The organism is Paraburkholderia gardini, assembly GCF_907164545.1.
GTDB lineage: Bacteria > Pseudomonadota > Gammaproteobacteria > Burkholderiales > Burkholderiaceae > Paraburkholderia > Paraburkholderia gardini.
Map to the genome: position 1 here is coordinate 56,775 of NZ_CAJQZB010000013.1, position 12,543 is coordinate 69,317.

Annotated in this window: 11 protein-coding genes; 7 read left to right on the top strand and 4 right to left on the bottom strand. The window is 61.6% G+C overall.

What is annotated here, in order from left to right:
- Positions 1-88: 88 nt before the first annotated feature.
- Both LPA37_RS11735 and oxlT read left to right on the top strand, forming a co-directional pair.
- Positions 89-808 carry a GntR family transcriptional regulator gene (locus LPA37_RS11735; protein ID WP_228979748.1) on the top strand — a complete coding sequence of 240 codons (720 nt, stop codon included), beginning with the start codon at positions 89-91 and terminating at the stop codon, positions 806-808.
- Positions 809-1,090: 282 nt separating this feature from the next.
- Positions 1,091-2,410, top strand: a complete 1,320-nt coding sequence (oxlT, locus tag LPA37_RS11740) for an oxalate/formate MFS antiporter (RefSeq protein ID WP_229012628.1) — start codon at positions 1,091-1,093, stop codon at positions 2,408-2,410.
- 174 nt (positions 2,411-2,584) lie between these two features.
- On the opposite strand, the gene LPA37_RS11745 is transcribed toward oxlT, so the two are convergent.
- Positions 2,585-2,974 (bottom strand): hypothetical protein, encoded by a 390-nt coding sequence (locus tag LPA37_RS11745; RefSeq protein WP_228979627.1) that lies wholly within the window; start codon positions 2,972-2,974, stop codon positions 2,585-2,587.
- A 506-nt stretch (positions 2,975-3,480) separates the two neighbouring features.
- On the opposite strand from LPA37_RS11745, the gene oxc reads away from it, so the two are divergent.
- The 4 genes from oxc (at position 3,481) to LPA37_RS11765 (ending at position 7,390) form a co-directional block, all read left to right on the top strand.
- On the top strand, positions 3,481-5,223 hold the full coding sequence (gene oxc / locus LPA37_RS11750; protein ID WP_228979626.1) for an oxalyl-CoA decarboxylase: 1,743 nt from the start codon (positions 3,481-3,483) through the stop codon (positions 5,221-5,223).
- A gap of 29 nt (positions 5,224-5,252) precedes the next feature.
- Positions 5,253-6,503, top strand: coding sequence for a formyl-CoA transferase (gene frc, locus LPA37_RS11755; protein WP_228979625.1), 1,251 nt, complete (start codon positions 5,253-5,255; stop codon positions 6,501-6,503).
- Between the two features lie 145 nt (positions 6,504-6,648).
- Positions 6,649-7,092, top strand: a complete 444-nt coding sequence (locus tag LPA37_RS11760; RefSeq protein WP_228979623.1) for a PAS domain-containing protein — start codon at positions 6,649-6,651, stop codon at positions 7,090-7,092.
- Between the two features lie 43 nt (positions 7,093-7,135).
- Entirely contained in the window at positions 7,136-7,390 is a 255-nt protein-coding gene (locus LPA37_RS11765) for a hypothetical protein (RefSeq protein ID WP_229012629.1), read from the top strand.
- 42 nt (positions 7,391-7,432) lie between these two features.
- Here LPA37_RS11765 and LPA37_RS11770 read toward each other — a convergent pair whose 3' ends face one another.
- From LPA37_RS11770 to LPA37_RS11780, 3 genes are all read right to left on the bottom strand, one after another.
- Positions 7,433-8,902 (bottom strand): MDR family MFS transporter, encoded by a 1,470-nt coding sequence (locus LPA37_RS11770; RefSeq protein ID WP_228979617.1) that lies wholly within the window; start codon positions 8,900-8,902, stop codon positions 7,433-7,435.
- Between the two features lie 170 nt (positions 8,903-9,072).
- A complete protein-coding gene (locus LPA37_RS11775; protein ID WP_228979615.1) occupies positions 9,073-9,990 on the bottom strand; it encodes a DMT family transporter in 918 nt (305 codons plus the stop codon).
- Positions 9,991-10,371: 381 nt separating this feature from the next.
- Positions 10,372-11,172, bottom strand: coding sequence for an N-acyl homoserine lactonase family protein (locus LPA37_RS11780; protein WP_229012630.1), 801 nt, complete (start codon positions 11,170-11,172; stop codon positions 10,372-10,374).
- A gap of 139 nt (positions 11,173-11,311) precedes the next feature.
- Between LPA37_RS11780 and LPA37_RS11785 the strand changes: the two genes are divergently transcribed.
- Positions 11,312-12,382 carry a LacI family DNA-binding transcriptional regulator gene (locus LPA37_RS11785; RefSeq protein ID WP_228979611.1) on the top strand — a complete coding sequence of 357 codons (1,071 nt, stop codon included), beginning with the start codon at positions 11,312-11,314 and terminating at the stop codon, positions 12,380-12,382.
- Positions 12,383-12,543 lie beyond the last annotated feature (161 nt).

The window sequence follows — 12,543 nt, forward strand, 5'->3', positions numbered from 1 at the left end:
ATTCAGTATTTCTTCGCGATCTTCGCACATGGCCGGACGCATCCCTACTGGGTCGCGCGGCCGTGCAAAGTCCAACTGGAGGCGACGCATCTTGTCAGAACTTCACACCGAAGTAGCGGCAACGCCGGTGACATTGTCGTTGCGGCCGATCGGCGCGAGCGTGAGCCTGCGTGACCGCGCGTACGCGATGCTGCGTCAGGCGATCGCCGATGCGGACATCTATCAGACGCGCGAAGACGTGCGTCTCGACGACCGTGTGTTGAGCGAGTCGCTGGGGGTGAGCCGCACGCCGGTTCGCGAAGCGATGACGCGGCTCGAACAGGAAGGGTTTCTGCGCACCGTGCCGCGCCGCGGCATCTATATAGTGCGCAAGAGCAAGCGCGAGATCGTCGAGATGATCCAGATGTGGGCGGCACTCGAAAGCATGGCGGCGCGTCTTGCCACGCTGCATGCCACCGATCTGGAAATCGCCCGGCTGCGTCGCATGTTCGATCATTTCCACGACACGACGCCCACCGATCACATCGCCGATTACTCGGACGCGAACATTGCGTTTCACCAGGCCATTGTCGAACTGTCGAAATCGCAGGTCATTCTCGACACGATTAAAAATATCTTTATTCACGTGCGCGCCATTCGCCGGTTGACGATTTCGCAAAGCGATCGTGCATCGCGTTCAATTGTCGATCATCTGCGCATTATTGAAGCGCTGGAATGTCGCGATACCGAGCTCGCCGAACGACTTACACGTCAGCATTCACTTGATCTCGCCGCTTTTGTCGAGGCGAACTGCGATTTTCTCGACTGATCGACACTTAAAAACCGTCTGACTGGAAGACGGTCAACGACAAGCCCGGGACGTTACCAACGACCGGGCTTTTCGCCATGCGCGCGCGATTTGTGACCCTGAATGACGAAATTCAATGCATAAGCAATAGCGAATGAAAATGATAAGGAATTTTGATTATTCGTAGATGTGTAATGTACTTAGCATGACTCCGTATAAGCCGGCGCAGCACGACTCAATGCAGCGCATCAGAACGCACAAAGCAGGACGCCGGCATCAATCAATATAACGGAGACAAGACACATGAACGTTCTTACCCAGCAACCGCCGGCCCCTTCTTTTATAGGGAACCGGTGGACTCAACTCGTCATTGGCATTGTGTGCATGGCACTCGTTGCCAATCTTCAATACGCATGGACTCTGTTCGTCGGGCCGATGAACGCGCGGCACCACTGGGGGCAGGCATCGATCCAGCTGGCCTTTTCGATTTTCATCCTCACCGAGACGTGGCTCGTGCCGGTTGAGGGCTGGCTGGTCGACCGGTTCGGTCCACGACCGGTGGTCGCCGTCGGCGCGCTGTGCGCGGGCGTCGCGTGGATCATGAATTCGTATGCAACGACCTTGCCCGAGTTGTACGTGGCGGCCGTGTTCGCGGGTCTCGGCGCGGGCGGCGTGTATGGCACATGCGTCGGCAATGCGCTGAAACTGTTTCCGGACCGGCGCGGGCTCGCGGCCGGACTGACGGCGGCGGGTTTTGGCGCCGGCGCCGCGGTCACCGTGATTCCGATCGCCAACATGATCACGCGCACGGGCTACGAACATACGTTCCTGTTCTTCGGCATCCTGCAGGGCGTATGCATCTTCGTGCTGGCGCTGCTGCTGCTCAAGCAGGCGCCGCGTCCGGCGTCCACCGCGAAGCGGAAGTTCGCGATGAGCAAGATCGATTACACGCCGGGCCAGATGATCAAGACACCGGTGTTCTGGGTGATCTACGCATCGTTCGTCGCGGTGGCCGCGGGCGGCCTGATGGCCACCGCGCAGATCGGCCCGATCGCGAAAGACTGGGGTCTCGCCAAACTGCCGATGAACTTCTTCGGCATGACGCTGCCGCTGCTCACGATGACGCTCTCGGTCGACAGCATCTGCAACGGCTTCACGCGTCCTTTATGCGGTTTCATCTCCGACAAGATCGGTCGCGAGAACACGATGTTTTTCATCTTCATCGGTGAGGGGCTCGCGCTGCTCGGCCTGATGCAGTACGGCAGCAACCCGTACGCGTTCATGACGTTCGCCGCGCTGGTCTTCCTGTTCTGGGGCGAGATCTATTCGATTTTCCCGGCGATCTGCGCGGACACGTTCGGCAGCAAATACGCGGCCTCCAATGCGGGCACGTTGTATACGGCGAAGGGCACGGCATCGCTGATCGTGCCGATCGCCTCGGTGCTGTCGGCGACGGGCGGCTGGAGTCTGGTGTTCATCGTCTCGGCGGTCATCACGATCGCGGCCGGCATCTCGGCGAAGTTCATTCTTGCGCCGATGCGTCGACGCTGGATCGAATCGAGCGATAACGCGGCGATGAATGCGGCCAGCGTCGCGACCAGTTCGGGCCTGAGCCATCACTGATACATACGGTCGCGAACGGATGGGCAGACAGGCCGGCGCGCGGCAACCGGCAACGAAGGTCGTGCAGTAAAAAAACTCACCCGGCTGCACAGGCAGCGGGGTGAGTTTTACACGTTAAGGCGGGAAAGTTTGCCGCGCATGGGCGCGGCACAAGACGGAACGTAAAGCTCGAATTCAGGCGCCGGCGAGCGCGGGCAGATCCGGTTCGCCCGACCAGTACGCGGCGATCGAGAAGCCTTGCGAGGCCGGCTGAACGGTTTGCGCGCCTGTGCTGGCTTCGACAGGCGAGGGCAGCACCTCGGGCGCGATCGCGGTCTTCTTCGCGAGGATTGCTTCGCTCAGGAACGCAGCGCTGTACGCGTTCAGCAGATGCGGATGATGCGCCTCGATGTACGCGACGATGCGTGCCTGCTCGCCGTCGATGGCTGCGAGCGATTCGAGCGTCTGCACGTCCCAGCGAAAGCGCAGGCCCAGTTCGGCGAACGCCATGTTGTATGCGCAGAGCTGGGTGCGGATCGCCTGTTCGCGCTCCGTTTGATGTCCGTGGATGTGTGCGTTGCCCATGATGTCTCTCCGGTGATCGATAACGTAGATACAGCGTAGGGCGTCAGAACGATAGATGATAGTTAAAGATTATTTCGATAATCATAAGTTTTTGTTTATGAAACTACGCAGCTGCCAAGCCGATATCCGGGGGGGCGTAGCTACATATTTGTATGTAATATACAAAATAAAGAATGTGTAAACGACAAATTAGAAACTGGGGAAATCGTTTGCCTGCATCTGGCAGCAAGGAAAACGGCGCTGAAAAGAGAGGGATGGGATCGATGGCTTACAGCATGAAATCCAGACTGGAAACTGCCTGCAAGCTTTGCGTGGCGGGATTGGTGCCCTGTACAACATTGATGCGTCGCGGCAATCGATCCGGCAAAAACGAGGCAATTCACCTGCTTCGCTCACGCTGCATAGCAGCATGACAACACATCGGATAAAACACGCTTGACTAATATTGTGTTTGGAATATTGTATATCACGAAGCAACACACACGCCCCGCCAAGGAGGAGACGTCATGGCAGAAGTAGTTGGGACCACTGAACCGCGGACCGCTGCTGCAGAAAGTGCACAGCAAACAACCGACGGCTTTCACCTCGTCATCGATGCCCTGAAGGCAAACGACATCGATACGATTTTCGGTCTGGTTGGCATTCCCATCACCGACCTCGCTCGCCTCGCGCAAGCCGAGGGTATGCGCTTTATCGGCTTTCGCCACGAGCAGCACGCAGGCAACGCGGCGGCCATCTCCGGCTATATGACAAAGAAGCCGGGCATCTGCCTGACGGTGTCGGCGCCGGGCTTCCTGAACGGCCTCACGGCACTCGCCAATGCCACCACGAACTGCTTCCCGATGATTCTCATCAGCGGTTCGAGCGAACGCGAGATCGTCGATCTGCAGCAAGGCGATTACGAAGAGATGGACCAGCTGAACGCAGCAAAGCCGTACGCGAAGGCCGCGTATCGCGTGCTGCACGCCGAGGACATCGGCATCGGCGTCGCGCGCGCCATTCGTGCGGCTGTGTCGGGCCGTCCTGGCGGCGTGTATCTCGATCTGCCCGCCAGGCTGCTCGCGCAGACGATGGACGCCGTGAAGGCAAAGAAATCGCTCGTGCGCGTGATCGACGCAGCGCCGCGCCAGTTGCCGGCGCCTGAATCGGTACAGCGCGCGCTCGATCTGCTGAAGGGCGCAAAGCGTCCGCTGATCCTGCTCGGCAAGGGCGCCGCCTACGCGCAGGCCGACGCGGAAATTCGCGCGTTTGTCGAGAAGACCGGCATTCCGTATCTGCCGATGTCGATGGCGAAGGGCCTGCTGCCCGACACGCACGAACAGTCGGCTTCCGCAGCGCGCTCGTTCGTGCTGGCTGAAGCGGACGTCGTCGTGCTGATCGGCGCGCGTCTGAACTGGCTGCTCTCGCACGGCAAGGGCAAGACCTGGGGTGCGCCGAAGCAGTTCGTCCAGATCGACATCTCGCCGACGGAAATCGACAGCAACGTCGCGATCGCCGCACCGGTTATCGGCGATATCGGTTCGTGCGTGTCGGCGCTCGTGGCGGGCATCGATGCGAGCTTCCCGAAGCCGGGCGTGGAATGGACCGGCGCGATCACCGAGCGCAAGAGCACCAACCTCGCGAAGATGGCCGCGACGCTGGCGAAGAACCCGTCGCCGATGAATTTTCACAGTGCACTGCGCGCGATCCGCGACGTGCTGAAGACGCGTCCCGACATCAACGTCGTCAACGAAGGCGCCAATACGCTCGACTACGCCCGCAGCATCATCGACATGTACGAGCCGCGCAAGCGTTTCGACTCGGGCACATGGGGAATCATGGGCATCGGCATGGGCTTCGCGATCGGCGCGGCGGTAACGAGCGGCAAGCAGGTCGTCGCGATCGAAGGCGACAGCGCGTTCGGCTTTAGCGGCATGGAACTCGAAACCATCTGCCGTTACGACCTGCCGGTCTGCACGATCGTCTTCAACAACAACGGCGTGTATCGCGGCACCGACGTGAACCCGACGGGCGGCAAGGACGTCGCGCCGACGGTGTTCGTGAAGGGTGCGCGCTACGACAGGATGATCGAGGCGTTCGGCGGCATCGGACACCACGCAACGACACCCGAGGAATTGACGAAGGCCCTGCTCGAAGCAATCGCATCAGGCAAGCCGACGCTCATCAACGCAGTGATCGATGAAGCCGCCGGCACCGAAAGCGGTCGTTTGACGAATCTGAATCCGCAAAGCGCGGCAATGAAGAAATAACATCCATTTGGCAATCAGGAGATTTAAAGGTGAGCAAACCCCTCGATGGCATCAAGATCATTGACTTTACTCACGTGCAGGCGGGTCCGGCATGCACGCAGATGCTGGCATGGTTCGGCGCCGACGTAATCAAGGTCGAACGCCCTGGTTCCGGCGACGTCACGCGTAGCCAGTTGCGCGATATCCCGGGCGTCGACGCGCTTTACTTCACGATGCTGAACAGCAACAAGCGTTCACTGACGCTCGACACCAAGAAGCCGGAAGGCAAGGAAGTGCTCGAAAAGCTGATCCGCGAATCGGATGTGCTGGTTGAGAACTTCGGCCCGGGCGCACTCGACCGGATGGGTTTTTCGTGGGAACGGCTGAACGAACTGAATCCGAAGATGATCGTTGCTTCGGTGAAGGGTTTCAGCGACGGCCACCACTACGACGACCTGAAGGTTTACGAAAACGTCGCGCAGTGCGCGGGCGGCGCGGCATCGACCACGGGCTTCTGGGACGGTCCGCCGACAATCAGCGCGGCGGCGCTCGGCGACAGCAACACGGGCATGCACCTCGCGATCGGCATCCTGACCGCGCTGATCGGCCGCGACAAGACCGGCAAGGGCCAGAAGGTCGCGGTCTCGATGCAGGACAGCGTGCTGAACCTGTGCCGCGTGAAGCTGCGCGACCAGCAACGTCTCGATCGCGTCGGCTACCTCGAGGAGTATCCGCAATATCCGCACGGTGAATTCAGCGACGTCGTGCCGCGTGGCGGCAACGCCGGCGGCGGCGGCCAGCCGGGCTGGGTGCTCAAGTGCAAGGGCTGGGAAACGGACCCGAACGCGTACATCTACTTCACGGTGCAGGGCCATGCGTGGGAGCCGATCTGCCGCGCAATCGGCCGGCCGGAATGGATCGAGGATCCGGCGTACAAGACTGCTGAAGCGCGCCAGCCGCACATCTTCGAAATCTTCAAGACGATCGAGGAATGGCTTGCCGACAAGACGAAGTTCGAAGCGGTCGACGTCCTGCGCAAGTTCGATATTCCGTGCTCGCCGGTTCTGACGATGAAAGAACTCGCGAACGATCCGTCGCTTCGCGCAAGCGGCACGATCGCCGAAGTGCAGCACAAGGAGCGCGGCAGCTATCTGACGGTGGGCAGCCCGATCAAGTTCTCGGACATGAAGCCTGAAATCACCGGGTCGCCGCTGCTCGGCGAGCATACCGAGGAAGTGCTCGCGGGCCTCGGCTACAACCGGAGCCAGATCGATAATCTGCGAGAATCGAAGGTGGTCTGATTACGCCACAGGGGTCGCACGTGACGTTCGCAGCTTGCTGAAGTGCGAAACGTCAGTGAAACAGCGCCCCCGTGGGCGCTGTTTTCACAATGACACTGGCGGGCGCGATCATCGTGCTCGCCATCAACGGAGATTCGCTCGAACCATGCAGGCAGCCATCGATTATCAGCAACTTGTCACGGCGATCGGAGACGCGGTCGTCATTTCGGGCACCGACGGCAACATCACGCTGTGGAATCCCGCGGCGCAGCGCATGTTTGGCTTCACTGAAGAAGAAGCGCTTGGCAAGTCGCTCGATGTGATCATTCCCGAGCGTCTGCGTGGACGTCACTGGGAGGGTTACCAGAAAACCATGGCAACCGGCGAGACGCGCTACGGCAACGACGTGCTGCGCGTGCCCGCCGTTCACAAGGACGGCCGTGCACTGTCGATCGCCTTCACCGTCGCGCTGCTGTATGCGCCGGACAGGACGCTGACCGGCATCGTCGCCGTGATTCGCGACGAAACGAGCCGCTTCCAGGAGGAACGCGGTCTGCGCAAGCGTCTCGCCGAACTGGAAGCGAAGGCACAGGCGCAGGCAGGCGCATAAGGCTTCGCGGGCTTCAACGACGGGCTCTGTCAGGAGAGATTCGATGCGTGTAGAAACGCTTGGACGTTACCAGCTCGAACTGTCGGCGCGGCAGTTCATCCATAACGGCGGATGGGCCGCGTTCGCCGCGATCAGCACCACGGAAAACGACGCTGCGCCGGTCGACGTGCTGCCGCTGCAACAGGTCATGGAAAACGCGATCTTCGAGAGCGAGGCGGCGGCGATCGCCGCCGCGCGTGGCGTCGTGATCGCGCTGTTGAAGCGGCCACAGGCGCCCGCCACGCCGGCCATCATCTGAACGACGACGGGCGGCCGGCGACCGGCGACGGCGGGCAAGGCGTCAACTGGTCGACGCCTCGCGGGCTGCCCGTAGTTTGATCGCGGGCACGATCGTCACCGAGATCATCACGCCGAGCGAAATCACGAGAATCGACGCAAACGTGAGATGCAGCGACTGGTGCAGGACCAGCCGGGCGGCGTTGTCGCGCATTGTGTCGGCGGTCGAGTCGAGGAGTTGCCGCAACTGGTCGGACGAGACGGCGGCGGTGCCCGCCGAGTGGCTCAACCCGTAGTTGAGCACCGCGCCGAACATCGCTGCGCCAAGCGTGCTGCCCAGATTGCGCGAGAAGAGATTCGATGCCGTTGCGCTGCCGCGCTCCGACGGCGTCACGATTTCCTGGATCAGGATCAGCGAGCTGACGCTCACAATGCCCATTCCGAACCCCATCACCAGCGAACCGATGCCCGCGAGAACCGGCGTGCTGCCGGGTGTCAGCGTGGTGAAGAACACGGCGCCAAGCGGCAGGAACACGCTGCCGGCGATCAGCGTGGGGCGCAGTCCGACCCGGTGAAACGTGCGCGCGGCGAGCGTGGCGCCGCTCGGCCAGCCGAGCATCATCATCGTCAGCGCAAGCCCCGCGATGACCGGCGAGCGGTGCAGCACGCCCTGCACGTACATCGGCAGAAACGTCGTCAGTCCCATCAATGCCATGCCCGAGAGCACGGTGGCGGCGTTGCACGCGGCGATCGGCCGGTGGCTCCACAGCGCGAATGAAATCATCGGGTCGGCGGCGCGCCGTTCCTGCACGACGAAGAGGAACCCGCATACGACGAACGCCGCCAGTTCCAGCGTGCCGCGCGAATAGCCCGACGTGCCGAAACCGGTCAGCGCCATCATGAGCGAGGCAATCGCGAGCGTGAACAGCGCCGCGCCCGCGATATCGATCGAGGGCTTGCCGTGCCGCTCGTGTTCGTGCAGATAGCGAACAAAGCCGATTGCCGACAGGATGCCGATCGGCACGTTGATCCAGAAAATCCACGCCCACGAGAGCTCGCGAATGATGAGGCCGCCGAGCATCGGCCCGATCACGGCGGCGATCGCCCATACGCTCGCGAGATACCCCTGAATCTTGCCGCGCTCGCGCGCCGGATACAGGTCACCGACGATCGTCAGCGCAACGGGCTGCATGGCGCCGGCGCCGATACCCTGAATCAGGCGAAACGCGATCATCGCCGGCATCGACCACGCGAAGCCGGCCAGCACCGAGCCCGCCAGGAAAATCGCGATGCCGGTCAGCATGACTGGCTTGCGTCCGTACAGATCGGCAAGCTTGCCGAACACGACGGTCATCGCCGTCTGCGCAAGCAGGAACGACGAGAAGACCCAGCTGTACAGATGCAGTCCGCCGAGTTCGGTCACGATCTGCGGCATCACGGTGGAGACGATGGTGGCCTCGATCGCGACCATCGCCATCGTTGCCATCACCGAGGCAATCACCAGCGGTCGTACGGTTTTTGTGTGTTGTGACATGGGGCTCGTTTCAGGGACCGGCCGGCGGCGTCGGGTCCGCAATGGGCATGGTATGCAGGGTGGTGTGCGTTACTGTGACGCAAGCGCTCGATGTTATCACCGGAGATAAAGCACCGTGCGGTGCGCTCGACGCCTGGAAACGGACCGCGTTCGATCAGGACCTTGCGGTCTCAAGCTGCGCGGGTGCGTGAATGCAGAAGGACAGTGCCGATACCGCCCAGTGCGATCACGCTCATGCCGAGCGCGGTCCACAGATCGGGTATCTGGCTAAACAGCGCCCAGCTGAAGAGTGTGGCGAAGGCGAGCTGCGCGTAACCAAACGGCGTGAGCAGCGCGAGCGGCGCGCGGCGCAGCGCCTGGAGCATCAGCACGTGCCCGAACGTCGCGAGCGATGCCATCAGCAGCACGAGAACCCAGCTTCCAGTCCGGACGCGTCCCATTTCCGGAAGCAGCGTCGCCTGATCTGCCCAGAGCAGAAGCGCAAGCGTGACGGTGGCGACGAGCGCCGTCAGAAAATTCGTGGTGATAGGGTCGCCGCTTTTCGATAGCTTGCTGGATGCGACCTGAAAGCAGGCGAAGGTTGTCGCAGCGCCAATGGGAAAAATCACGGTCCAGCTGAATTGACCGCCGCCGGGGCGCACCACCATCAGCATGCCGATGAAACCCACCACGACCAGCGCCCACTTGCTTCGCGGCACGTCTTCGTTGAGCACGGTTGCAGCGAGGAGGGTGGTGATGAGGGGCGCCATCATCGCGAGCGAGGTCGTGACGGGCAGCGGCAGATAACGCAGGCCGGCGAACGTGCAGGCCGAATTGGACAGCAACAGGAATGCGCGCAGAAACTGCAGCTTCAGCTCGCCGGTGTTGCGAAAGTGCCTGGCGCCGCGCCGTGCCTGCCACACGCCGAGCACGAGCGCCTGGAAGAAGTAGCGCACGAGCAGCAGTGCCAGCAGCGGCACTGCCGTGCCGATCACCTTGACGGTTGCATCGCTGGCCGCGAACGTCGCGGTCGTCGCGACCATGACGAAAATGCCCGCCTCGACGGTGACCGGTAGCGAAAAGCCGCGCATGCGGGCCAGAACGTCCATCGGGCTCTCTTGTTGTGGGCGCGGATTCTTCAGGTTTGCGTTCGAACCCGATTTGCCCTGTTTGTTACGCTGGGGTCAATTATGACTATTAAAGTGAAAGATGAACCCATGCAGGGCAAAAAATGAACGCTGGATGTCCAGCTGGTCGGGATAGCGCCAGCGAAGCCGAGGCAGAAGCCGGCTGCTGTTCGCAGGGACAAAGTGGAAGGTGAACTTTCTGGTGGTCATCAAAGCGGATGCGAACTGCCGCCCCGGGCCGTGATGTTCGTCCAGTTACGGCTGCCGTGTCATGCCACGCGGCGTCAGGGCAACAGCGCGCCCGTGGCAATAGCGAAACGGCGATCCGCCTGCTGCGCGCATCGCCTGTTGACTCACATCCTGTTATCGCGGCGTGCCGTCCAGCCGCACGATCCAGTCTTCAGTTTCCCTGCTTTGCGCAGGGAAGCGCCTGAGTACATCGGGATCGTGACCCGGAATGACGTGCTGGGCGGAATCGGCGAGCTGATAGACCGTCTCATAGCCTTCGAGCATGTCCCCGACGTTGTACACGGCTGGAAACGGGCGGCTCTGTTCCATGTTCGCGTACAGATGCGATGCGTCGGACGCGAGCACGACCCAGCCGCGCTCAGTGTGCACACGCACGACCTGCAAGCCGTTTGTGTGGCCGCCGACCCGATGCACGCTCAGACCCGGCGTCAGAGGCGACGTGCCGTCATGGAACTGCACGCGGCCTTCGAAAATCCGCCCAACCATCGATTTGACGTCTTCCGCGTCGAATGGGTGGTTTAACGCGCCGTGGCACATGCAGCGGCCGGTGCAATATGCCATCTCGCGATCCTGCACGTGATAGCGCGCTTTGGGAAACAGCGAGCGGTTACCGGCATGGTCGTAATGCATGTGCGTGATGATGACGTCTTCGACGGAATCCGCACGGATGCCGATCTTGCCCAGCCCTTCCTCCACTGTCCGCGTGATGATGCGGCGGCGCTTCGCGCCGACTTCCGCGTCGAAGCCCGTGTCGACAAGAAACGTGCGGCTTTCACCGACCACCGCCCAGACAAAGTAGTCGAGCGGCATGTTCGTGTCGTGCGGATCGCCGCCTATGAAGTTATCTCGCGCCGGGCGGTCGTGATGTGCGTATTTGATCGCGTAGACCTTGTAGTTCTCGGGTGCAGTCGTCATCTGGCTGTCTCCTTTCATGACGTATGAGAGCGCTATCATAACAAAGCAGTTCCACCTTGTGTTGCGTGCCTGAAGGTGGGTTGGTGCACGATTGCCGTGCGCTACAATCCAGCGTCGAATTGAACATCTGGATAGACGAGTGAAAAAGCGTGGGGCGCCCGCCGCCGACGGGAAAATCGTACTAACCGAAGGCAAGACGCGTACGGGCGGGCAGGCCGTGCGGATGATCGACGTCGCGAATGCGGCGAACGTATCGTTAATGACCGTGTCGCGCGCCCTGAATGAGCCGTCGAAGCTTTCGGAAGAAACCCGCAAGCTTGTGCTGGACACGGTCCGGCGAATTGGCTACGTGCCGAATCACATCGCGTCCAATCTCGCATCCGCGCGCTCCAACGTGGTCGGGCAGATCGTGCCGAGTATCCAGAATTCGCTGTATTCCCACACGATCCAGGGCAGCTCCGATGTGCTGCGTGCAGCGGGCATGCATCTGCTGCTGGCCGACAGCGGCTATTCGCTCGACGAAGAAGAGGCATTGATCGGTGCGTTTCTCGCGCAGCGTGTGTGCGGACTCGTGCTGCACAACACGGCCCACACACCGCGCGCGGTGCAGATCATTCGCCAGGCCGGCATCCCGATCATCGAAACCGGCGACCTCGTGCACAACCCGCTCGACATGGCGATCAGCTATTCGAACTTCAATGCGTCAAAGGAAATGACGCTCTATCTGGCTGCCCGCGGCTACAAGTCGATCGGTTTCGTCTGCCTCGCGACCCGCAACAACCTGCGCGCGAAAGAGCGCCTGAAAGGTTACAACGCGGCGCTAACCGCACTCGGCCGTGCGCGCAACCCGGCATTGGTGCGCGAGGTGGAGGGAGGACTCACGTCGGGCGCTCATGCGATGACCGACATGATGCAGCGTGCGCCGGAAGTCGACGCGATCTTCTTCGCCGGCGACGTGCTGGCCGTCGGCGCACTGTTCGAAGCACAGCGGCGCAACTGGAAGGTGCCGGAGCGCATCGCGATTGCCGGCTTCGACGATCTCGACATTCTCCGGCATACGGTGCCGCGGCTGACCTGTCTGAACCTGCCGCGCCTCGAAATCGGCCGACGCAGCGCCGAAGCAGTACTGCAACGGCTGCGCAACGACGGACCTGTCATGCCGGGCCGGCTCGATCTGGGCTTCGAAATCATCCAGCGCGAAAGCACCTGAGACGCGCCTGGCAGGAACGGGTGCGGCGCGTCAGCTGTTTCCATCCCCCATTTCGTACCGACGGCGTCGTCCATTGCCGTCACTTGCCGACTGGACGATCCGCGCGCTGCGCATCCGTCGTCGCTGGCGATCGTCCGGCCCCCGTCAGATTCCGCTTTCCC